Source organism: Oscillibacter acetigenes (genome assembly GCF_025567605.1).
GTDB classification, from domain to species: domain Bacteria; phylum Bacillota; class Clostridia; order Oscillospirales; family Oscillospiraceae; genus Oscillibacter; species Oscillibacter welbionis.
This window is the reverse complement of sequence record NZ_JAOQKG010000005.1, coordinates 243204-267189: the sequence shown is the minus strand read 5'-3', so window position 1 is coordinate 267189 and position 23986 is coordinate 243204. Positions and strand designations below refer to the sequence as shown.

At 58.6% G+C, this 23986-nt stretch carries 16 protein-coding genes; 9 read left to right on the top strand and 7 right to left on the bottom strand.

The genetic code is table 11. From position 1 onward, the window contains the following. Positions 1 to 27: 27 nt before the first annotated feature. The 6 genes from OCV80_RS12070 to OCV80_RS12045 all read right to left on the bottom strand — a co-directional run bounded on the left by OCV80_RS12070 (position 28) and on the right by OCV80_RS12045 (position 7452). Entirely contained in the window at positions 28 to 645 is a 618-nt protein-coding gene (locus tag OCV80_RS12070; protein WP_136891372.1) for a TetR/AcrR family transcriptional regulator, read from the bottom strand. A gap of 113 nt (positions 646 to 758) precedes the next feature. Beyond that, on the bottom strand, positions 759 to 2855 hold the full coding sequence (locus OCV80_RS12065; RefSeq protein WP_267288431.1) for a heavy metal translocating P-type ATPase: 2097 nt from the start codon (positions 2853 to 2855) through the stop codon (positions 759 to 761). Between the two features lie 56 nt (positions 2856 to 2911). After that, positions 2912 to 3172 (bottom strand): DUF6110 family protein, encoded by a 261-nt coding sequence (locus OCV80_RS12060; protein WP_025544004.1) that lies wholly within the window; start codon positions 3170 to 3172, stop codon positions 2912 to 2914. A 213-nt stretch (positions 3173 to 3385) separates the two neighbouring features. After that, a complete protein-coding gene (locus tag OCV80_RS12055; RefSeq protein WP_249390663.1) occupies positions 3386 to 4267 on the bottom strand; it encodes a helix-turn-helix domain-containing protein in 882 nt (293 codons plus the stop codon). A 40-nt stretch (positions 4268 to 4307) separates the two neighbouring features. Then, on the bottom strand, positions 4308 to 4556 hold the full coding sequence (locus OCV80_RS12050; protein WP_021751948.1) for a heavy-metal-associated domain-containing protein: 249 nt from the start codon (positions 4554 to 4556) through the stop codon (positions 4308 to 4310). 709 nt (positions 4557 to 5265) lie between these two features. Further along, positions 5266 to 7452, bottom strand: a complete 2187-nt coding sequence (locus tag OCV80_RS12045) for an extracellular solute-binding protein (RefSeq protein WP_025544006.1) — start codon at positions 7450 to 7452, stop codon at positions 5266 to 5268. Positions 7453 to 7714: 262 nt separating this feature from the next. Here OCV80_RS12045 and OCV80_RS12040 point away from each other — a divergent pair, with 262 nt between their 5' ends. The 4 genes from OCV80_RS12040 to OCV80_RS12025 all read left to right on the top strand — a co-directional run bounded on the left by OCV80_RS12040 (position 7715) and on the right by OCV80_RS12025 (position 12556). Beyond that, positions 7715 to 8785 carry an ABC transporter substrate-binding protein gene (locus OCV80_RS12040; protein ID WP_158629780.1) on the top strand — a complete coding sequence of 357 codons (1071 nt, stop codon included), beginning with the start codon at positions 7715 to 7717 and terminating at the stop codon, positions 8783 to 8785. An 83-nt stretch (positions 8786 to 8868) separates the two neighbouring features. Next, the gene (locus tag OCV80_RS12035) at positions 8869 to 10518 is read left to right on the top strand and encodes an ABC transporter permease (RefSeq protein ID WP_025544009.1); all 1650 of its coding nucleotides are present in this window, start codon (positions 8869 to 8871) and stop codon (positions 10516 to 10518) included. Between the two features lie 15 nt (positions 10519 to 10533). Next, entirely contained in the window at positions 10534 to 11625 is a 1092-nt protein-coding gene (locus OCV80_RS12030; protein WP_025544010.1) for an ABC transporter ATP-binding protein, read from the top strand. Then, on the top strand, positions 11612 to 12556 hold the full coding sequence (locus OCV80_RS12025; protein ID WP_119310428.1) for a ComEC/Rec2 family competence protein: 945 nt from the start codon (positions 11612 to 11614) through the stop codon (positions 12554 to 12556). The genes OCV80_RS12030 and OCV80_RS12025 overlap by 14 nt, the downstream gene beginning before the upstream one ends. Before the next feature lie 751 nt (positions 12557 to 13307). Here the strand turns inward: OCV80_RS12025 and OCV80_RS12020 are convergent. Further along, positions 13308 to 13616 (bottom strand): hypothetical protein, encoded by a 309-nt coding sequence (locus OCV80_RS12020; RefSeq protein ID WP_119310429.1) that lies wholly within the window; start codon positions 13614 to 13616, stop codon positions 13308 to 13310. A gap of 432 nt (positions 13617 to 14048) precedes the next feature. On the opposite strand from OCV80_RS12020, the gene OCV80_RS12015 reads away from it, so the two are divergent. The 5 genes from OCV80_RS12015 to OCV80_RS11995 all read left to right on the top strand — a co-directional run bounded on the left by OCV80_RS12015 (position 14049) and on the right by OCV80_RS11995 (position 23957). Beyond that, a complete protein-coding gene (locus OCV80_RS12015; protein ID WP_267288430.1) occupies positions 14049 to 18782 on the top strand; it encodes an S-layer homology domain-containing protein in 4734 nt (1577 codons plus the stop codon). A gap of 652 nt (positions 18783 to 19434) precedes the next feature. Continuing rightward, complete coding sequence (locus OCV80_RS12010; protein WP_119310431.1) at positions 19435 to 20316, top strand: MurR/RpiR family transcriptional regulator; 882 nt, start codon at positions 19435 to 19437, stop codon at positions 20314 to 20316. Positions 20317 to 20515: 199 nt separating this feature from the next. Then, positions 20516 to 21286, top strand: coding sequence for an ABC transporter ATP-binding protein (locus OCV80_RS12005; RefSeq protein WP_119310432.1), 771 nt, complete (start codon positions 20516 to 20518; stop codon positions 21284 to 21286). An 11-nt stretch (positions 21287 to 21297) separates the two neighbouring features. After that, the gene (locus tag OCV80_RS12000) at positions 21298 to 22977 is read left to right on the top strand and encodes an ABC transporter permease subunit (protein WP_021748045.1); all 1680 of its coding nucleotides are present in this window, start codon (positions 21298 to 21300) and stop codon (positions 22975 to 22977) included. Then, positions 22974 to 23957: an ABC transporter substrate-binding protein gene (locus OCV80_RS11995; protein WP_119310433.1), complete on the top strand. Its 984-nt coding sequence runs from the start codon at positions 22974 to 22976 to the stop codon at positions 23955 to 23957. The genes OCV80_RS12000 and OCV80_RS11995 overlap by 4 nt, the downstream gene beginning before the upstream one ends. Positions 23958 to 23986: the final 29 nt, after the last annotated feature.

Below are 23986 nucleotides of genomic sequence, written 5' to 3'. Positions count from 1 at the left end.
CTAACTGTCATCCAAAAAGACAGGGGGCTATCCCCCCATCAATTTCAGCCATCCGGCGGTGTAGAAGTCCCGGAGCTGATCCACATCCCGCATCGCCTGGTCCCGGGGCATGTCGTGAACCACGATCTCAAAGATGCCATTGAACATCCCGCTGGCGATGATATGGCACAGGGATTTGTCCAGCACCGGGATGTCCCGGCCCAGGCGGCGGAGTACCTCCATGTACCGTTGGGTGTATTCCACCTCTGCCTCCACCATGTTGTGGACGAAGTGCTCATAGCTGGTGCCCTCCGCCCGGCACAGGAGCAGCTTGACCGGCTCCCGGTGGGCACAGATGTAATCCACCATCCAGTGGACACAGCCAGAAGACTCCACGCCCATGTGCTCCGGCTGCTGCTCCTCAGGCAGCTCGGCGAAGGAGGTCTGGGCCGCCATGAACTTCCCCATGAGGGCGGCGGCATGGGGCTCCACGATAGAGGCGAACAGGGCCTCCTTGCTGGAAAAATAGCCGTAGAAGGCGCCGGTGGTCACCCCGGCATTCTTCACGATCTGCCGCAGGGAGGCCCCCTGGAAGCCTTTATCCAGGAATTCCGCCATAGCGGCCTCCTGAATTTTTTCCAATGTGGTAACAGATGTTTCTTCCACTGGAATCTCTCCTGTAACATCGTTATATAACGGTGTTATAATACAACCAGCCCCACAATTTGTCAAGGGGGGAAAGCCGAAAAAGCCCGGCGCAAGTGCGCCGGGCTTTTCGATCAAAATCTTTGCCCTGATTTGGGAAGGGGCAGAGCACGCATGCTGTGGAGGCTGACGCCCAGAGTGGACAGGTTGTGGAGCATGGCCGATGTGGCCGGCGGCAGCACACCCGCCGCGCCAAGGCCGATCAGCGCCCCGTTGAACCCGATGACGAATCGGTAGTTGGCTTGGATGCGGTTCATGAGGGCCATGGCCAGCTGTCGCAGCTGCACCAGCTCCCACAGGCTGTCGGCGGCGATGGTGATATCGGCGATCTCTCTGGCGATGGCCGCCCCGTCGCTGATGGCGATGCCTGCATCCGCTTCGGAGAGGGCAGGGGAATCGTTGATGCCGTCTCCCACCATGAGGACTGTGTGCCCCTCCCGCCGCAGGGCTGCCACATACTCCGCCTTGTCCGCCGGAAGCACCCCGGCCCGGAAGTCATCTACCCCCAGCTGGGCCGCAATGGCGGCGGCGGTGCGGGGGCTGTCCCCGGTGAGCATGACAGTCTTTTTCACGCCCAGTCTCCGCAGAGCGGAGAACACATCTTTTGCCTCCTCCCGCAGGGGGTCGGAGATACAGATCACGGCGGAGAGCACTCCGTCGATTGCCAGGTAGAGCTGGGAGAACTCCGGAGGCAGGGTGTCGAACTTTTCCTGCTCGCCTTCCGGAATGCGCACCTTCTCGTCCTCGAAGATAAAATGGGCACTGCCGATGCGCACTTGTTCCCCATCCACCGAGCTGGCGATGCCGTGCGCCACCAGATACTCCACCTTGGCATGGCGTTCCTCATGGCGCAGGCCTCGGCGGCGGGCCGCTTCCACTACGGCGTTGGCCATGGAGTGGGGGAAGTGTTCCTCCAGGCAGGCGGCCAGGCGGAGCATCTCCGCCTCATTCTTGCCGTTGAAGGGGATGATCTGGGCCACCTGGGGACAGGCGTGGGTAAGGGTGCCGGTCTTATCAAAGATGATGGTGTCCGCTTTGGCTGTGGCTTCCAGAAACCTGCCGCCCTTGACGGTGATGTGCTCACGCCCGGCCTCCCGCATGGCAGACATGACTGCCAAAGGCATCGCCAGCTTTAAGGCACAGGAGAAGTCCACCATGAGCACCGACAGGGCTCGGGTCACATTCCGGGTGAGGAGCAAATCCAGCAGGCTCCCGGCGAAGGTATAGGGCACCAGCTTGTCGGCCAGGTTGGACGCCTTGGCTTCAGCGGCAGACTTCATCTGCTCCGACCGCTGGATCATGTCCACAATCTGGTCGTACCGGCCCTGGCCGGATGCTTGCTTCACCTCCAGGGCGCACTCGCCCTCCTCCACCACGGTGCCGGCGTACAGCGCCCCTCCGGGACGCTTGGCCACAGGGATGGACTCGCCTGTGAGGGAGGCTTGATTGACGGTGATCTCACCCTCCGCCACCACGCCGTCCAGAGGGATGACGCCCCCGGCCCGGACCACAACCAGATCGCCGGGCTTCACTTGTCCAATGGAGACCAGTACCTCGTCGTTCCCGTTTTTCAGCCACACCCGGTCTACGTGAAGGGACAAACTCTCCGCCAGGTCGGCCACAGACTTCTTCCTTGTCCAGTCTTCCAGCAGCTCCCCGATCTCCAGCAGGAACATGACGGTGCCGGCGGTGCCAAAGTCCCGGCGGCAGGCCGAAATCCCGATGGACAGGGCATCCAGCAGCTCCACCTTGATCTGACGCCGTCCCAGACAGCGAAGGCCCTTGCGCAGGAAAGGCGCCATGTGCCAAATCACCCGGGCAATCCGCAGCGGCGCAGGCAGGAACAGGGTGGCCGCCGCCTTTACTGCCACCTTACCCACCAGTTTCTCCTGGAACTCCCGGTTCATAGCCCGGGTGCTGTGATCGGGGAGGGCGACAGACGCTTCTGCCCCGGCCCAGGTGAACGCGCCGAGTGCGGAGAGAACCGTTTCCCGCTCCCCTGTAAAGGTCACGATGATACAGCCTGTGCGCTCATGGACAGCGGCTTCCCGGACCCAGGGCTGGCCCTTCAGCCAGGTCTCCAGCAGGTCGGCCTGACGCAAGGTCAGGTTTTTCTGCCGGAGGCGCAGACGTAGCCGCCCCCGGCTCTCGTGTACGATGGTTGCTCGCATACAGGTACTCCTTCCTATGAAAAAGGGAGCCGCTTTCCGGCTCCCTTCCGCAGCTTTTAAGCCTCCTGACCCTCCACCTGGGTTTCGGCCTCCTTGGAGGCCCGGGCCTCATTGATGTCTTTGGCGGAGGCCACAATGTCGGCGGCGTTCTCTTGGACGGCGGTGACCGTCTCCATCACGCTGTCCTTCATCCGCAGGCCGGCGGCGGTGATGTGGATGTAGGCATTCTTGGCATCCTTGCTGGTCAGCAGCTTCACGCCGGCAGAGCCGAACAGAGCACCGCCCACAAAGCAGGCCAGTCTGACGTAATGCTTCATCATAGGATTCTTCCTTTCCGTGATTGGTTATTTGCGTTTGTAACCTGTGATCATCACCATGATCATGCAGATCACGGCGCCCCAGGCCCAGAAGCGATGTTGTTTCATCAAGATCTCCTCCTGTCTGGAAACAAGCCCGTCTCTTCGCGTATTAAAGTATTATAGCAGATGAAACGCCCGGTGTATCACCAAAACAGACGATGTTGTGCCGGTTCAGACATCCTTCCGGTACTTGGCCGGCGTCATACCGTACTGCCGGCGGAAGGCGGCGGTGAACTGGCTGGCACTGCCATATCCGACTGACTGAGCCACCCCCAGAACACTGAGGGAGGAGTCCCGCAGCAGCTCTGCCGCCCGTTCCATCCGCCGCTGCCGCAGCCAGGCGTGGACCGGCAGGCCGTACAGACGGCGGAAAGCATCCTTGAATGTTGTGGCGGAGAGCATGGCCATGCGGCTCAGGGCTGGGATGGTCAGGGGATCGGCCAGGTGATCCTCCATATAACGGCGCGTCTTTCCTAAAACCCGGACTACCTCCCGATCCAGTGCCGGGGCCGGGAGGACATTCGGCGCATTTCCCTCTGGGGCGGAGAGCAGATAGAGCAGCTCTGCCGATTTCCACACGCACCAGCGGGCCTGCTCGCTCTGGGGCAGGCAGTCCAGGTTGGCAAAGACCGCCCGGCTCCAGGTGCTGGGCCCCTCTACGGCACAGCCGTTCCGGCTGGCCATCCATCGCCGTACCTGCTCTGTGTCCAGAGAGAGGCCCCCCAGCAGCGCACACAGGGCCTCCAGGCTGTCCCGGGCGCTGCGGGCGTCCACTGCTACCAGGACTCCCTCCAAGGAGGTGCCGACCTTGGCGGCGGACAGGCTGGAGGCGTCCGTGAGAAGAAGCACCTGCCGGGCACCTGCCGTCAGGGCCGATCCGTCCCGCCGGGTCAGTGTTACCGTCCCGGCAACACAGAACAAGGCCTCGAAATGCAGAGGCTCCAGTCGAAGGGGCAGGGGGAGAGGGCTCTTTTCCAGAGAGAACAGGCAGGCCCGGACGCCGGGCATCACCTGCGACCAGTCTCCACGGTCCGCCAGAACCTCTGCCAGCATCCGTCTGCCTCCTCTCTCTGCTGATCTGTGTCCCGGCCGCTTACCGGCCGAACAGCCCCTTCTTCCCCCAGGGCTCTTTCCGAATCTCCCCTGCGTCATAGCCGGTGGCCCGGATGGCTTCCCGCAGGGCTGCCTCATCCAACTCTGTTTCTGCGATCACCGTGGTCTCCTTTTTGCTCCGGGACGAGGTGACTTTCTTCACCGGAAAGGCTCTGCGCACCGCGTCGTTCACATGGCTCTCACACATGCCGCACATCATACCTGTCACCCGCACAGTATATTTCCACATATTCTGCCGCCTCCACTGCTGCTTCTATTAGTTAACGCTAACCACAGGACAATCTTCTCCTGTCAGGGGAATTGTCCAGATAATATCAGTCTGGTTTCCCATGCAAATCGGTTAGGCATATCTAACCAAAAACATTATAGAGCCGCATCTTCTGGTTTGTCAAGCCCCGGGACCGCGCAAGCATTGGCACCCGGCATGGTATTCCGGCAGGGGCCTCTTAAAACCGGCTACGACCGTCTGGCAAACGGTACGCAAAGTGGCTGCTTTGAGAGAGGGGCGACCATACAAAAGCATTTGAACGGCGTGGCGCTCGAAAGAGGGGAAATTACGGATGTGCCTGCCTTTTATCGGCGTGTTGATTCCGTTTGCAGGAACCGCTTTCCGGCCTGCACCTTACTTTGGCCGGTGTCGGAGCAACGGCTCCCCCGCCTCCGCCAAAAGAGCCGGCAGGTGAAAGGGCCCCACACCCATCTGCGATGCTCCGCCACGATGGCGCTGGATGCATGGTGCCGGGCTAACAAGGAACATGCCCGGAACGAAGGACTTTCCTGCTCTCGACGGCCCTGCAGATTCTGAGCCGTGTTTCAGCCTGCGGCCCGATCTCCAGTTCTGCAGACGACGGCAGAATCTCCTGGTCCTGCCGGGCTGACGTCTCTTCCAGCTCTGATAAATTCGTCCTCGACTATCTGTCTCTTGCAGTTTGGCCTCTTTACCATGGCTGAAAATAGCGATTGCAGTCCTCTTGGGCCTGCTTCAGCGCTTCTTCTGGGGAACATACCCCCAAAACTGCCTGCTGGACATGGGCCGCCAGAATGGTCTCTAGTTGCAGCTCGCTGAAGTTCTGGTAGTAAGTGCTGTTGCTGCGGCGCTGCGCTGTGGGAAAGCTCTTTCGCGCAGTGGAGAGCCAGGGGTATTGCTCGCTGATATCGCGGTTGCTGTATGCGGAACGGCAGGGAGACAGGCCGCCCAGCATCGTGAAGACCGGTGCCACCAAGTCTGCATACAGCCACTCCAAAAACTTGCAGGCAGCCGCAGGGCAGGTGCAGCTCTGGGCGATCCCGATCACGCCGCCGCCCAAAAGCGGCTTTCCGCCAGGGACGGGGGCAAAGCCCAGCTTACCAGCAATTCGGGACATCTGAGAGTTCAGAATGTGGGAGGCATAGTTGATAAACACCACAGTCATGGCGGCCGTTCCATCGGCAAAGCCCTCCAGAGCATTCTTCCAGAAATCATAGATCGTCCGGTCCGAATAAGAATATGTCTCCCGGTAGTTTTCCAACGCACGCAGCGCCTCCGGCGTATCCAGGGTGATCCGGCCCTGACTATCCAGGAGACGTCCGTTCTCCGCAAAAAGGCGGGGCATGAATTCGCTGGGGCTTACGACAACATTGCCGATGGCTACCGTTGAACCGTACTGTGTGGGGGAGGCGGCATTGCAGCCTCTGGTAAAGAAAGACGCGACGCGGTTATAGTCGCGGAAGGTCTTGGGGACAGCAAGCTCTTCCCGGAAGTCCTCATAATACATCCGCTTATATGTGGGGTCGGTGAACAGATCCCGCCGGTAAAACAGCAGTTGGATGCTGGGATCATAGGGAACACAGCAGCGGTTGCCGTGGGCGGTGGTAAAATGCTGCCCCAGCTCCGGAATGGCTTTAGCCAGCAGCCCGTCCCAATCAAAGGGGATCTGGGCAAGGGGACGGTATACCTCCTCTCCAAGCTCATCCAGCCAGGCTACATCCATGCGGATCAAATCATACTGGCTGCGGGCGGGAGACTGGACCACCCGGTAGACATCCCGCAGAGAGGGCAGGACCGTCAGCTCCAGGTGGATGCCGGCGGTTTTCTCGAGATGCGGCGCCAGCCTGGCCAAAGCGGTGGTCGAGGGGGAGGCCATGGTCAGTATTCGTAAAGTTTGAGAATGCAGATGGCCCGGCACCATCTGCGCAGTGCGGAATCCGTCATTTTCCATACGGAGCTTTCCGGGCAGGGCTTTTCCCTGCTCCAGGCGGGCCAGCAGCTGTTTCACAATCCGGTGGGCAAGTTGCTTGTAGTCCAGTTCATAAACTGAGGTCTCCGGATCCGTCACAGCGGCCTTTGTGGCCAGCGTAACAAAACGAGGCAGCGGCGCCTGACTGGAGTAGGCGCAGGCTGCCCGGACGGCATCCTCTCTGCGGCGATCCGAGCATATCATATAATCATACGCCTGGCCGCCGTCAAAAAACGCAAAGGCCCGCAGGCCGATCTGATAATTGCGGCAGTCCAGAAAGTTGACGGCTTCCTTATTCTGGCAGTGCGTACGGACACCCCTGATAAACAGAGCAGCATCCGGCAGCTCCGCGGCCTCTGTAAAGACGCCGATTCGGGCAGCACCTTGAGAGCAGACATAGTCCGCAATCTCCCGGCCAGCCCGCTCAGGATCAAAACCTGCGTACATCACATCCGGCTGTTCCGGACCTTCCCGCTGCAAAAAAACCAGCGGCAGGTCCGGAGCTTCGGCCCGGTAGTGGGACAATGCATCCGTCAGGCAGGTACTGGTAATGATCGCGCTGAAACGGGCGTTCAATGCTTCCGTCAGCAGGGACAGTTCTCTGCTCTCCATAGAACGGGTGGAATAGAGCTGTACAGAATATCCTCTCTGTGAAAACTCGCTTTGAAAGACCTCATACATAGCCGCCCAGTGGGTGTACTCGATCCCCGGAAGCATAACCGCGATTGCCCGGTCCTTTCCCAGCCGCAGACTTTGGGCCTTGGCATTGACCTTATAGCCCAGCTTTTCCGCCGCCTGCCAGACCAAACGAATCTTTTCTACACTGACATTTCCGCGGCCGTTGATGACATTGGATACGGTTCCGTGGGAGACACCGGCCTCCCTTGCAATATCTTTGATAGTAGGCATCCCGGCGCCTCCTTCCGCTGATCTGTTTTTATTGTACTATGTGAGTTTGTTCCTGGCAAGAGCACTTCTCGCCAAAACGAAATAGTAAAATTGAACAGAATAAGGACTTATATTCTATATGTTTTGTAAGAAACGTGTAAATAGTACTGAAAAAATCCAAAAAAGAAATTGACACGTTCCAATTTTGGTGGTACGGTAACAATAGAAACTCGCAATTCTCAGCTTCGATTTTTCAATTTTGGATGAAAAGGAGATGTCATTGATGAAGAAGTTTCTCAGCCTAGCACTTTCTGTTTTGATGCTTCTGTCGCTGCTGGCCGGGTGCGGCGGTGGTTCCTCCACAGACGACGGCGCCCAGCAGAACGGAGGCAGCGAGACGGCGGAGACCGGTGGAAAACTGGTCGTGTACTCCGCGCTGAACGAGGACAACACCATTGCGATGGCGGAGCAGTTTGAAAAGGACACCGGCATTGAGGTCGAGTACATCTCCCTGGGCGGCGGCGACGCTGTGGCCCGCGTCCAGGCGGAAATGAGCAACCCACAGGCGGATTTCCTGGTGGGCGGCTCCGTGGACCTGTACGGCTCCCTGGCGGAGGCTGGGGCGCTGCTGGAATACGACTCCCCCAACAACGATGACCTGGATGCGCGCTTCAATGACCCCAATCATCTCTGGCAGGGCTGGTACATGGGCGTTTTGAGCATCATCATCAACGAGGAGCGATTCCAGGAGGAACTGGCCTCTCAGGGCCTGGCGGAGCCCGCCACCTGGGACGATCTGCTGGATCCGGCCTATGACGATGTATTTGTCTGGGCCAATCCCACTACTGCGGGCGGTGCCTACATCGCCACCGCCTGCCAGATTTTCCGCCTGGGTGAAGACGCCGCCTGGGATTACCTGAAGGCGCTGGACCAGAACGTCCACCACTATTATCAGGGTGCCGGGGACGTCATCAGCCCCGTGGCAACCGGCGAGTTCATCGCCTCCATCGCCTGGGCCCACGACAGCTTCAAGACCCAGCAGGAGGGCTACCCCCTCAAGCTCATCATTCCGGAGCAGACCGCCTATGAGATTGGCGGCGCGGCCATCATCAACGGCGGCCCCAACACAGAGAATGCCAAGATCTTCATGGACTGGCTGCTGACCAAGGAGGCCCAGGAGCTGAACGTGGAGTCCTCCTACCGCTATCCCGTCCGCACAGACGTGGCTGCACCCGAGGGCCTGCCGGCGCTGGAGGATGTGGATCTGGTGGACTACGACCGGGACCAGGCCACCGCGATGCGGGAGTCCGTCCTGGAAAAGTTTGAGGCGGAAATCATGGCAAACCGCACCTAACCGGTAGCAGGAAAGTGCCTGCCTGCAAGAGCAGGCAGGCACTTTTGCAATTTACAATTACGGAGCTGGAAGGAGGAGTCCCTATGGTCGCGGGCACGTCCGCACGGGAATCCGTCAAAGAAATGAAGCGGTTGAAAAATGAACCGCTCCTGCTGCTGGTCATCATCGCCATTATCCTGTTTGTGGGAATATTTGTGATCTATCCAGTGGTCAAGGTCATCCTGTTCCCCGATGGGGGGACCTATCTGGAGCTGTTCAACCGGCCCCGCTGGCTCACCGCCATCAAAAACAGCCTGTTCATGACCCTGGTCTCCACCATCTCCTGCACGGCGGTGGCATTTCTGTTCGCCTATGTCATCGCCCGCCTGGATGTGCCCTGCAAAGGGCTGTTCCGATTTATTACACTGCTTCCCATTGTCTCTCCGCCCTTTATCGTGGCGCTGAGCTATATCCTGCTCTTCGGCGTCCAGGGGATCATCACAAAAGGCCTGCTGGGACTCCATGTGGATATCTATGGCCGCCTGGGACTGTGGATCGTCCAGACTGTCACCTTCTTCCCCTACGCCTACTCGGTGATCTACGGCGTGATGAAGGGCATCTCCACCAATCTGGAGTATGCAGCCTACAACATGGGCGCCACCCGGTGGCAGGTGTTCCGGGATGTGTTCTGGCCCCTGTGCCGCCCCGGCGTGGCCGGCGGCGCCCTCATCGCGGCCATCAACGTCCTGACGGATTTCGGCAACCCCATCATGATCGGCGGCGATCTGGCCCTGCTGCCCACGGAGGCGTATATGCAGATCAACGGCTGGTACGACATGAGTACAGCTTCCGTCCTGGCGGTGGCACTGCTGATCCCGGCCGTGGCGCTGTTCCTGGTGAACCGCTTCTGGGTGGGCAGGCGGTCCTATGTTACCATTACCGGCAAGGAGATTTCGCTAAATCCCTTTCCGGTCCCCAAGTGGGTGAAGTGGACCCTGTTCACGCTGACCATGCTGATCTCCCTGTTCGTCCTTCTGGTGTACGGCACCCTTTTCTACGGGGCCTTCACCAAGACCTGGGGATATGACTGGTCCTTCACCTGGGAGAACCTGCAGTACGTGTTCCTGAAAGGGGAACAGATCTGGAACTCCATCAAATACGGCCTCCTGGCGTCTTTAGGCGCCGCGCTGCTGGCCATGGTCCTGGCCTACATCGTACAGAAGAAGCAGGTAGGCCTCAACAAGTTTCTGGACTTCCTGGCCATCCTGCCCGGTGCCATTCCCGGTATGTTTCTGGGCATCGGATTTGTGCTGGCGTTCAACGGCGGCTGGCTGTCCCTGACGGGGACGGGCGCCATCATGGTGCTGGCGCTGCTGTTCTGGAATCTGCCCACCTGTTACAGTGCGGCAACAGCAGGCCTGCAGCAGATCGGCGCCTCGGTGGAGGACGCGGCCCTGAATCTGGGAGCCAACAGCTTCCGCTCTTTCAAGGATGTCATCATTCCGCTGCTGAAGGCGCCGTTTCTCTCGGGCTTCGTGCTGTCCTTCCTGCGGTCGGTTACCTGCCTCAGCGTGGTGATCTTCCTCTACGCGCCCTCCACCACCGTGGGCACCATCTCTGTGATGGTCCTCGTGCAGAGCGGACAGTGGGGCGAGGCGGCGGCGTTTACTGTGGTGCTCATCACCATCGCGTTTACCGTGCTGCGGCTGGCTCAGTGGCTCCTGGGCCGCCAGGGCATCAAGCTGGAACTGTAAAGGGAGGCGGAACGTATGGATGCTTATATTGAATTTCGGAACGTCGTCAAGAAGTTCGACGACTTTGTGGCTCTGGACCATGTGTCCTTACAGATCCCAAAGGGGGCGTTCGTGACGCTGCTGGGCCCCTCCGGCTGCGGCAAGACCACCCTGATGCGCCAGCTGGCGGGGTTTTCCGAGCCGGAGGAGGGCGACGTCCTGGTGGACGGCAAGCGGATGAACGGGTTGCCGCCCTTCAAGCGCAATACGCCGCTGGTGTTCCAGGAGTATGCGCTGTTTCCCCACATGACGGTGTATGAGAACATCTCCTACGGCCTGAAGCTGAAAAAGGCGCCCAAGGAGGAAAAGGACCGCAAGGTGGCGGAGATGCTGGAGATGTTCAACCTCCAGGGACTGGATGGGCGGTTCCCGAAGCAGCTCTCCGGCGGCCAGCAGCAGCGGGTGGCCTTTGCCCGGGCGCTGGTGATGGGGCAGGAGATCCTGCTGCTGGATGAGCCCCTCAGCAACCTGGACGCCAAACTCCGGGTGGAGGTGCGGACGGAGCTGCGGCAGATCCAGCAGAAGTTCGGGATCACCACCATGTACGTCACCCACGATCAGGACGAAGCCTTGTCCATGTCAGACATCATCGCCGTGATGCGCAGGGGCCGCATCGAGCAGATCGGCAGCCCCTGGGAAATCTACTTCCGCCCCGCCACCCGCTTTGTGGCGGACTTCGTCGGCACGGTGAACTTCCTGGAGGGTACGGCCCATCGGGAGGCAGACGGCAGCCTGTCCGTGGACCACAGGGGTATGCGCCTCCGGGTGGACGAGGACACGGACCTTCAGGGCGGCGAGCCGGTGACTCTGGTGGTCCGCCCGGAGGGTATCAGCCTGATGGGGCTGGAAGAGACTGTCCCGGAGGGCACGGCGCTGCGCGGCACCATTGAAAATTACAGCTTCCTGGGTCGTATGATCCGCTACTGGGTGCGGGTAGGGGAGGAGGTCTTTGTCATTGATGACGCCAATGTGGACCTCACCGGCGCCCGGACAGGGGATGTGCAGCTTCGTTTGGATACTCGCAAGCTCCACGTGCTGAAAGGCGGTGGTGCGGATGCTGCTGGTTGACTTTATCAATGTGGGCTATGGCGACGCGATCCTGCTGCGGGAGACGGAGACACCCTTCGCCATGCTGGTGGACTGCGGGGACGCTCGCATCGGGCGCTCCCGACCGGACGGACGGCGGATCACTGCGGCGGACTACCTGCGCCGGGAGGGGATCCGGGAGCTGGACCTGCTGGTGCTGACCCACCTCCACCTGGACCACGCCGGCGGACTGACTCATTTGCTGCCGGGGGTCCGGGTGCGGGAATTCTGGACCAACTACCTCCCGCCGGAGGAGATGTGGGGGCACACACTCCCGGCAGTGCCGGGAGCTCCAGCCGGCGCCCGGTGTCTGATGACCTCTATGGGGATTTATGTAAAAGCCCTGGCTCATCTGCGAAGCCAGAAGACGGAGATCCGGCTGATCCGGACGCCCTGTGATTGCCGGCGGCTGACGGAGACATTGTCTGCCGGTGTTTTTCTGGAGGATGAAGAACTCCGGCTGCGGCAGGCTTCCATCTGGGACGCCGTCCTTTCTGGCGCGGGCAGCAGCGGGGACCTGGAGGCGCTTGACGGCTTTATCAACAACACCAGTATCCGCCTGCGGCTATCCTATGCCGGGCAGGAGATTGAGCTGCCGGGGGATGTGTATGCCTCCTGCTGGGAGCGGCACCAGCTCCCGCCCTGCACCCTCATAAAGCTGCCCCACCATGGGCACGGGGACGCCTTGACATCCCGACTTCTGGAGATGCTGCGGCCACGGTACGCCGTTATCTCGGTCTCGGATGATCGGACAGATGACTGCCCCAGCAAAAAAATTATTCAGCTTTTGTCGCAGTTTGGCGTTGAATGCTTTTTTACGGATGCAGTACCGTGTCAGTATGCTCCGGATCAGCCTCATGTTGCCATACGTTTTCGGATTGAAAAGGGAGTTCTTATGGTATCGGACGTGTAAAAAGATGTGGGGGGAGGGAACCGCTCTGAACACTGGACCCCAACGATTTATCAGGATGTGAACGACTCCTGCCTGACGCACGCCGATATTCCCGCCAGGTTGGATTACAATGGGGACTGGCGCGGAGACAACAAGTGAGAGAATCTCAAAAATTATTCCCGGATTCCTTCTGCATATTGTTCTATATGAGAGACTTTGTTCCACTATTTTATGGAATACGACGTTTATTACCCGCGGGGCATACCGAGGGCATCTTGACAGCATTTCCCGTATCCAAAGCGGTTGTAACCTGGACGGATCAGCCCATCTCCACTGATGGGGTACAGGTTTCCGCCATCATCGCGTGTCAATGCATGAGCCGGAAGCGGCTTACGTGCAGACTGCAGGGCATTCGGGCAGAAATGCGATTGCGGCTTCGAGAAAAGGGCAGGCGCTTCGGCGCCTGTCACTTTCCTAAAATTAGGAATGCGCACAAAAAATCAGGATATGTACGTGGAAGGAGTGCCGTTCTGCCCGTCGTGGCGGGATAGAATGCTGCTTCCGGCCTGACGCCTGCTGTCATACGCTTTCTGCTTTTTTGCGTCACAGTTGGCCGACGCGATGCCGCCCGGAGGAGACTCTGTGTTCTCGTACCGCGACGTTTTTTGCCTTTTACGGGGCCATGTAAAACAAGCTCAAATTGGTCTGGCAGACCCAACCTGGCTTTATAGCTGTTTGAAACAGCATCGGCTCATAGATGGAAATCTCGGGCTTATCTCTGCCGCACCTTGAGCAGTGGGCATTGCCCCTTTTTCTCTGCCTTTTCAAAGTGGACACAGGCTACCGCCTGGTATTGCATTCCGCTTCTCTCCCGGCTGATTTCCAAAGAAATCAGCCGGGTTTCCTGCGCCTTCAAAGAATTAGATGGTATCTGGAAGAATTTTTGCGTGGTTTTGCCGTATTCTGAGCTGCTGTGATAAGCATTTGTTGGCTTCATAGCCGAGACGATGATCTGGTGAATGCTTTGCGCTGTCTTAGGGCTCAAGCCCTTGAATGGTCTCTTGCTCCGGTTCCAGTCCACCCGGCCCTTTTCCGTGTCGCTTATACCTTTTACAGCAACATAACAGATGGCACCGCGGTGTCATTCTCAAACTGCTGGTTTTAAATACGACAGAAAAAATATTACGTTAAAAAATATGGCGGCTGAGGAGCGGGTTTATCACTCCACAGCCTGCATAAGCATATAAGCATTACTTATGCGCTATACGTACTGTTTCCAATGGAGAGACGGAGGGGGGCGGCGCGCTTCCCCGGCTTCATCCAGCTAAAAATAATTTGATTCAAAAATAATATTATGTCTTATTTTTTGCTTGTTTTCTGCGAAGTCATGAAGTATGATAGGGGTGTAAGAGACCGGCGTCCTCCAAAACGGTATATACCGTTTTTATTTCCGCTTTGCGGAAATAAGGAGCTTTGTTTTCCGGCGAAAATAACAGAAGAAGGAGCGAGAAAGATGAAAACAGGTAAGAAACTGCTGGCTCTGCTGTTGGCGGTCGTCATGACGATGAGTCTGCTGACCGTGGGGGCGTTTGCGGAGGAGACCCCTTCGTCCGAGACGCCTTTGGAGCAGCAGGATTCCGGCAGCGGGAACATCCCGGACGATCCGGCAGAGGGACCTGCGGATGACCTGACAGGCAATTCTGAGGATGGGGCCGCAGGCGAGTCCGACGCAGCCCTGACGGCGGCAGACACTTCGTATGTGGCAGAGGTCGACGGTCAGCAGTATGAAACACTGCAGGCTGCTGTTGACGCTGTGCAGGGCAGCGGCACGATTGAATTGACGAGCAGTATTGCATTGTCAGATCAGGTGACCATTGACAGCGGAAAGACGATCATTTTAGACATGAATGGTGAGACGTTGTCTATTGGCTTTTCGGACAGCAGTAAAAATTTGATCGTAAACAATGGCACACTTACAATTACAGGCGACGGTACCTTTGATGCAACTGAGGCGACAAGCTACAAGGGCTTCATCAATAACTATGGCACGTTGACTGTGGAAAACGGAACATTTCAGATAGCTGATAAAGCCATGACCGTTCATCTGAGAAATCAGGATGGCGGTAAGGCTGTGATTAATGGCGGAACTTTTAGCGGTGGGGCAACGATTGTTCGCAGCTTTGAAGGCTCCAATACGACAATTACCGGCGGAAGCTTTACAAATAGTGTTTATCCCGCTGTTGATGTAAACGGAGAAACGCTGATTACCGGCGGAATTTTTACGAATACGTCTTGCAGCAGGTGCGATAGCCAAAATTGGGGATATACGGTCCGCAGCGGCGTGGACAACGATCCTGATGCCAAGCTGACGATTACGCCGTCGTCTGAGGGAAGCGTTGTTGTGACCGGCACGCAGGGAGCCCTTAGTGCGACCGCTGGGACAATGGAAGTCAATGGCGGCAGCTATAAGACGGTAGATTGCGCCCAGAAGCATGGCGCTGTATTCTATGCGCTTTATGTGGCCGGAGAAGCCGGTGCCGTACAGGTTGTTGTAAATGACGGTACATTTGTGACGGAGGGGAAGCAGACTGCCGTTCTGGTTGGAAACAGCAACGACGGGGGCCTGAAAGAACAGGCGGTTCTCCAAATCAGAGGCGGTCAATTCAGCGCACCTGAAGGAATTCCGGCCTACAAGGTAGATGTAGCCTTGGGCGGATTGAACATCACTGGCGGCACATTCTCCAGCAAAGTCGATGAACAGTATCTGGCCGAGGGCTATGTGCAGAACGCCAACGGCGAGGTCGGCTCCCGGGAAGAGATGATGGTTGCCGAGGTCACAACCGCAGAGGGGGTGGAACAGTATACCTCCCTGGCAGAGGCTGTGGAAGCGGCTGCGGACAAGTCTGTCATTACGCTGCTCAAAGATACAGAGGGCGACGGAATTGTGATCGATACATCCAAAAAGAACCTGACGATCGACTTCAATACCCACTCCTATACGGTCAGCGGAAGCACGGTGGGGTCTTCCGGTACAGAAACCAACGCGTTTCAGTTCTTGACGGGTGGTTCCCTGACGCTGAAAAACGGGTCCATCATCTTTGCCAATCAGAAGACCCTGCTGATCGGCCTGCAGAACTATTGCAACCTGACGCTTGAGAATATGGTGATTGATGCCAGTCAGGCAAGCGCACCCTGTCAGTATGCGATTTCCAATAACTGCGGTACTGTTCAGTTTATCGGAAATACGAGTATAAAGGCATATAAAAACCAAACGGCTTTTGATTCCTGCAAGTTTGGCAGTTACGAGATTCCCACGGTGAAGATCAATACCACAGGCACCATTACCGGCGATATTGAATTGAGCGGCGGCAAGCTGGAGATTTCTGCCGGCACGTTTGAGGGAAATATTCGTACGGTCAGCGGTTACGCAAAGGGTGATGCAATCATCACCGGCGGCACGTTCTCCAGCGATGTGAGCAAGTATCTGGCCGAGGGTCTTGGACAGGATGCCAACGGTACTGTGGGCAAGGTCGAAGAGGGATTTGCTGCCGTCAGAATCGGCGATACCTATTATCAGACGCTGGCCAAGGCCATCACCGAAGCAAAAGAAAATGATACCATCACGTTGCTGAGAGAGGTGGATCTTGGCAGCGACAGAGTTACGATCAACAAAGCGGTCACTCTGGATCTGAATGGCTGCACGCTTACAAGTTCTAACGCGACCAATACGCTGTGGCTGGAAGCCAGCCGTGTGACCGTTCAGGACAGCAAGGGGAACGGCAAGATCCAGAATACTGGCTCCGGCAGCAACAATATTGCAGTTGTTGTCAATGGTCAGGGCACTGAGGCGTATTTCAAAAGCGGTACGGTTTCCGGCAACTATGCCGTCTTTATTCAGAACGGAGCAAAGGCCGTAATTGACGGCGGCAAATACACAGGCACCTATGGTATCAACACAGTTGGTACAAGTGATGAGGCAAACAAAACCGCTGTGGAGATCAACGGCGGGGAGATACAGGCGGTCGCATTTGCGGTTGCCGGAAATGGCTCTGCCGACTATACGGAGACAGTGATTACCGGCGGCAGACTGGAATCCACTGAGGGAAATGTCATCTATCATCCCCAGGTAGGCGACCTGACGATCAAGGGTGATGCAGAACTGATCGGCCCGAACGGCGTGCAGTATTGCGGCGCCGGTACGCTGACCATTGCTGAAAATGCTGTGATTACCGCAACGCTGCCCTTTACGGAATTTCCCACCAAGCCCGCTTCCCAGGGGGATGGCAGCACCGATGATGGCGCGGCCCTGTCTGTTGTTTCCCGCGGCGGCGGTTATCAGGGCGAGGGGCAGACCATGACCGTGAATATCACCGGCGGTACGCTGACCAGCCGCAACAATGCGGCGATTGCCGTATACCGTTTGGAACGTGTAAACGGCCAGTGGACAACAAATGAGAATACCAAGATTGTCAGCTACCTTGCGGCGCTGACAGTCAGCGGAGGCAACTTCTCTGCCGGCAGCAAAAAGGACGCTTTTGAGATTGATACCCAGGCTGCCGACAAAATCAGTGTTACCGGCGGCTACTTCACCTCTGATCCCAGCGATTACGTACCGGAAAATGCGGAACCCAAGCTCTTTGTGGTCGCTTCCGACAAGACGGGCTACGCCTACATGGTGACCACCACGAAGCCTACGGAGGTCGATCCCATTGTCACGGAGAAGACGGAGACTGAAGTAAGCGAGAGTATCGAGCTGGAAGACCAGAAAAAGATCGAAGCGGTCATCGACAATGCGCAGGTCAGCGGCGTTTCTGACGCGGTGACGGAGTCCGCGCAGAATGCCATTATCAATCAGGTGGAGGGAGAACTGAAGCCCGAGGACAAAGTGGTGGTGGAGATCACCGTGAGTCTGACCGCCGATAAAGCGGATTTGACCACAGCGGACAAGATGTATGTCTCCTATAAGGCAGAGCCTGTGGCGAAGGTCATAGTCAACGACGAAAGCGTAGGGAAAGAGATTCCCGTAACCAACGACTATCTGGACGGCCAGACCCTCATTGAGGTCCGCCTGCCGATTCCGGCGGACTTGGAGCCCCAGGAGATCATGCACATTGCGGATGACGGCACCCGTGAGCGATATCTGAATGGTTCCGGCTTCACTGTGGAGGATGGCTGCGCGGTGCTGCATGTTAAGCATTTCAGCACCTTTGTGCTCAACGGCCAGCTGACAGTTGCCGCCAAGATCGGTGAGAGCGAGTACGGCACGCTGCAGGAGGCTGTGAACGCCGCGAAGTCCGGCGATACCATCGTTTTGACGCAGGATTGTGACGAGAAGATCTCTGTCTCCGGTAAGAGCGTGACCATTGACCTCGATGGACACACTTATGATAAGGACAAGATCACGCTGGGCAGCCGCTGCAGCATGAGCGTGAGCGATGGTAAGATCACGATTACTTATTCCGCTCCCTCCGGCGGCGGATCCTCTTCCTCCAGCAGCGGTGATTATACCGTCAGCGTGGAGAACAGCAAGCACGGCACCGTCACCGTCAGTCCCAAGCGGGCGGACAAGGGCGATACCGTGACCATCACCGTCAAGCCCGACAATGGCTATGAGCTGGACGAGTTGACTGTCACCGACAAGGACGGGGACACTGTGAAGCTCCAGAGCAAGGGCGGCAACAAGTACACGTTTACCATGCCCGGCAGCAAGGTCACTGTGGAGGCCACATTCACTCTGGAGAAAGAGGAGAACCTGCCCTTTGCCGACGTGGCGGAGGACTATTGGGCCGTGGAGGAGATCACCTGGGCCTATGAAAACGGCTATATGAACGGTGTCAGCGCCGAGCGGTTCGCCCCCGGCAGCACGGTGACCCGCCAGCAGCTGTGGATGGTTTTGGCCCGTCTGACGGAGTTCAATCCCTCCAACATGACCGAGGCGCAGCACTGGGCCGTGGAGAGCAAGATTTCCGACGGCAGCAACCCCGGCGGCGCCCTGACCCGCCAGCAGATGGTGACCATCTTGTACCGCTGGGCGCAGCAGATGGGCTATGACGTGTCCGGGCGGGCCGATCTGTCCGCGTTCCCGGACAACGCCTCCGTGGCCGCTTACGCCACGGAACCCATGACCTGGGCTATCGCAGAGGGGATCATCTCCGGCACCACTGAGGGCCTGCTGAACCCTGCCGGCACGGCCACTCGCGCCCAGTTTGCGGTGATTTTGTACCGGTTCTTTGAAAATGTGATGTAAGTACCATGCTTTGCTTCAGGGCGGTCCTTCGGGGCCGCCCTGTTTTTCTGTCCGATGGCGGGATGCAAAGCCGTCAAGATACGAGATGAATGGATATATCTCCTGCATGTGCCGCAATGTCTATGAAACTCCCTGGGACGCACTGTGCGTCCCGGGGAGTTTCGGGCATAGAGGGGCGTCCCATGAAGTCGCTGGCCGTACGGCAGGACACGGCAGCGAGGGGCCAGACAAGGAGCAAAGAGGGATCCATTCAACCGTTAGGCCGGCGGCGGTTCCTGAAATAGAGCCGGAGGGCGGCAGGCAGACGCGATCCGCTTCTCTGCATGTCAGCTTTGACGGCCCAAGGCAGGAGGCTGGACCTCGTCCGGAACTGCCGCTGACATGCAGATGGAGGGGATGTGTTCCTTCCCGAGGGGGGACCTGCTCCTTGATGGAAGAGAATCCTTCCAGCACAGCTTTAACTTCGATTTTACAAACAGGGGGTGGAGCGACCCCCGCCTCTCCCTTTATACTGGTATCAACCGACGGGCCGGCCTTGTTGGAGAAAAATATTTCGCCTCTTCTACAAGCGGCCGATTCCCGCTGAGGGGGGGCTTTTCATGAGAACAGGCACCGCCTTGTAAGTTTGCTACGGGATAGGAGAGATCAGATCATGCGGCAGGATATTCGGGTTTTGGACCGGGTGCGCGGCGCCTACGCCTCCCTGCGGCCATCGGAGCAGCGGGTGGCGGACTATGTGCTGAAGGACCCGGAGACCTGTACCCGGTGCACCATTTCAGAGCTGGCAGACCAGGTGCAGGTGAGCCAGCCCACAGTGATCCGTTTCGTGCAGGCCCTTGGATTTGACGGCTACCGCAACTTCAAATACTGCCTCATCCGGGACCGCAGCGGCGGCGCGGCCCGGGAGGCCTGCTTCGACCACTTGGGAGGCTTCGACTTGAAGCCCTGGGACCAGCTGGAGGACCTCCCCCTGAAAGAGGTTCGGGTGTCCGGCGGCCTGCTGGAGGAGGCACTGAAGTCCCTGTCCGTCCAGGAGCTGGACCGGGCCGTGCGGATGCTTGCCACTGCCCGGACCATCGACATCTACGGGGTGGAGAACTCCTGCACGCCGGCCAGTGATCTCCTGACCAAGCTGACCTATCTGGGGCTCTGCTGCCGGATGCACACCGACGCCTATCTCCAGCAGATCGCCGCCGCCCATCTGGGGGTGGCGGACGTGGCGGTAGCCTTTTCCCACTCCGGCTGCTCCATGGATACGGTGAAGGCGCTGAGACTGGCCAGAAGGGCGGGGGCAAACACCATCGCCGTCACCAGTCGGAAGAATCCTCTCTTGGCCAAGTACGCCGACGTGTGCCTGTATACCGGGGGAGAGGACACTGTGATCTACGGCACAGCCATCTTCTCCCGCATTCCCGATCTGGCGGTGGTGGATCTGCTGTACATGGGGATCATTCAGAGCGACTATGAGCGGTTCTCCCGCAGTCTGGACAAAAGCGGAGCGGTCATTGCCGACCGAGGCTATCCGGAGGCGTGAGATTCCCCGGCGGGGGCTTTCTTTGTAATTTTTCTACAAGGAAGGCCCCCTGTTTTTGATGCCTTTTTACGTTTCTCTAACGGAAAATTAAACCTTTTACGCTTGTTTTGCGGAGCTGGAATTTGCTAGGATTACACCGTCGCCGGACGTGCGGCGGCGCCCACAAGAACTTTTGAAACCGAGAAAGGAGCGGTTTTTCATGCTGGAACTGGAGCATATCCAGAAGGCATTTGACGGCGTGCCTGTACTCAAGGACCTCTCTCTCCAGGTGGAGGACGGAGAGATCGTCTCCATCCTGGGGCCCTCTGGCTGCGGCAAGACCACCCTGCTCAATATCATCTTGGGCATCGTGGATGCCGACCAGGGAGAGATCCGATACAGCGGGGAGGATCTGACCCGCACCCCCATGGAGAAGCGGGGCTTCAACATCGTCTTTCAGGACTACGCCCTCTTTCCCAATTTAAACGTACAGCAGAACATCACCTACGGCCTGCGGAACAAGCCCGGCATCTCCTCCCGGGAGGAGGTGGATGAGCTCATCGACCTGCTGGGCCTGCGGGAGCACCTGGGCAAGCGCATCGACCAGCTCTCCGGCGGCCAGAAGCAGCGGGTGGCCCTGGCCCGCACCCTGGTGATGAAACCCCGGATTCTCCTGCTGGACGAGCCCCTGTCCGCCCTGGACGGAGTCATCAAGGAATCCATCAAGGACCGGATCAAGACCATCGCCCGGGAGTACCACCTGACCACCATCATCGTCACCCATGACCCGGAGGAGGCCCTCACCCTGTCCGACCGGGTGCTCATCATCGATCAGGGGTCCATCTCCCAGTACGCCAGGCCGGACGAGATCGTCCACCAGCCCAGGAACGACTTTGTGCGCAAGTTCATCCTCCGCCAGCTGGAGATCAAGCGCGGCAATATCTACGCCCTGTTCGGCGACCGCCCGCAGCTGGCCGGCGAGGCTGTTTGAGGAAAGGCGCCATGAGACGGAAAAATTGGGAGCTGAAGGGGATTTTCTGGATCATCACCCTTCTGTTCGTGGGCTTCCTGGCCGCCCCCATCCTCCTGCTGCTGGGCAAGTCCCTGGTGGGGGAGGGCGGATTTACCTGGGAGTTCTATGCCTCGGTGGTGACCCGGGAGGGATTTCTCACGGCCCTTGGCAACAGCTTTGCGGTGGCGGCCGCATCGGCCGTGACGGCCACGGTCATCGCCTTCCTGATGGCCTATGCGGTCCACTACACCGGATTGCCCAGGTGGGCCAAGCGGCTCATCACCGCCATCGCGACCCTGCCCATGTTCCTGCCCACCATCACCTATGGCTTTGCCATCATCTACTCCTTCGGCAAACAGGGGCTGCTCACCCGCCTGCTGGGGCGGCAGTTCTTTGACATCTACGGCTTCGGCGGGCTGCTGGTGGGCTATGTGATCTATACCATTCCGGTGGCCTTCCTGCTGATCCACAACACCATGGGTTTTGTGGACAAAAAGACCATCATTGTCTCCAAGGCCATGGGGGACCGGGACCTGGCCACCTTCTGGATCGCCATTCTTCGCCCCCTGCTGGGAACTCTGGCGGGCGCCTTCATTCAGGCCTTCTTCCTGTGCTTCACCGACTTCGGCATCCCCGCCTCAGTGGGCGGCGGCTATGAGGTCATCGCCACCCTCCTCTACAACCAGATGCTGGGCGGCATCCCCGACTTCAACCGGGGGGCGGTCATCGCCATGATCCTGCTCATCCCCTCCATCGGCAGCATCTGCATCCTGCAGCTGCTGGAGCGGTTCAATATCCGCTATACCCGCATCTCCCAGGCGGACCTGCGGAAGAACCCCCTGCGGGATACGGGGTGGGGCGTCTCCAGCACGGCGATCTCAGTGGCCATCCTGTCTATCTTCGCGGTGATCTTTGTGGTCCCCCTGGTGGAGGAGTGGCCCTATCAGACCAGCTTCTCCCTGGAGCACTTCGCCGCCGTATTCACCGACAGCGAGCTGATTACCGTCTACTGGCACTCTCTGGTGATGGCCCTGCTCACTGCCTTCCTGGGCACTCTGGCGGCCTACGGCGCCGCCCTCATCACCGCCCGGAGCACCTTGCCCCCGCGGTACAAGCGGGTCATCGAGAGCATTGCCCTGGTGACCAACGCCATCCCCGGCATGGTGCTGGGTGTGGCCTATCTGTTTCTCTTCTCCGGCAGCGGCCTGCAGAATACCCTGCTGCTGATGATCCTGTGCAACATCGTCCACTACTTCTCCACCCCCTATTTGATGATGAAGAACTCCCTGTCCAAGATGAACGCCGGCTGGGAGACCACAGCCATGCTCATGGGGGACAGCTGGCTCCAGACCATCCTCCGGGTGGTCACCCCCAACGCTCTGTCCAGTCTCATCGAGGTGTTCAGCTACTACTTCATCAATTCCATGGTCACCATCAGCGCCCTCATTTTCATCGCCGGGGCCCGGACCATGGTTCTCACCACCATGATCAAGCAGCTGCAGTACGTGAACCGCTTCAACGAGGTGTTCGTCCTCTCCCTGCTGATCCTGGCCACTAACCTGATCGCCAAGGGGCTCTTCTCCTGCCTGGCCAGCTATAAGGCATCCCATCCGGTGAAAGAGCGCCGTTCCATCCAACTCTTTGGAAACAGAAAGGAAGCAGTCCAATGAATTTCAAAAAATACCTCGCCCTGGGAACCGCCCTGACCCTGACCCTTCTCGCCGGCTGCGGCAGCTCCGGCTCCGGCGATGACCAGATCGTCATCTACTCCAACGCCGATGAGGAGGCCGTCACTGCCATGGAGAACGCTCTGGACGCAGGCGGCTATGAGGGCAAGTATATCGTGCAGACCTACGGCACCTCCGAGCTGGGGGGCAAGCTGCTGGCCGAGGGCACCAACCTAGAGGCGGATCTCGTGACCATGAGCACCTTCTATCTCCAGAGCGCCCAGGAGCAGAACAACATGTTCCTGCCCCTGGACTTTGAGGTGAACACCCTGGAGGAGGTGCCTGACTACACCGCCCCCATCACCTCCCAGGAGGGGGCCATCATCCTGAACACTGAGCTGATGGCCTCAGAGAACCTGCCCACTCCCACCTGCCTGAAGGACCTGGCTGACCCAGTGTACGCCGGACAGGTGGCCGTCACTGACATCCAGTCCTCCTCCACCGCATGGCTGCTGATCCAGGCCCTGGTGGACGCCTACGGCGAGGACGGGGCCGAGGAGACGCTGGCCGCCATCTATGACAACTGCGGCGCCCACATCGAGACCTCCGGCTCCGGCCCCCTGAAGCTGTGCCGGGCCGGCGAGGTGGCCATCGGCTTCGGTCTGCGCCACCAGGCAGTGGCCGACAAGGCTGACGGCCTGCCCATCGACTACGTGGACCCCACGGAGGGCAACTTCTCCCTTACTGAGTCCGTGGCCGTCCTGGACAAGGGGGAGGACACCAACCCCCTGGCCATGGAGATGGCGCGGTGCATCATAGAAAACGGCCGCGCCGAGCTGATCCAAACCTACCCGAATCCCCTCTATGAGGGCGAGACCGCCGACCCCGCCAACCAGTCCGACTACCCCAGCATCTTTGACGAGCCCCTGACCTTCGAGCTGTTCACCGCCCACCAGGAGCTCTCCGAACGGGCCAAGGGCTGAACTGGCTTGTCTGTGAGAAAAGGAGGAAC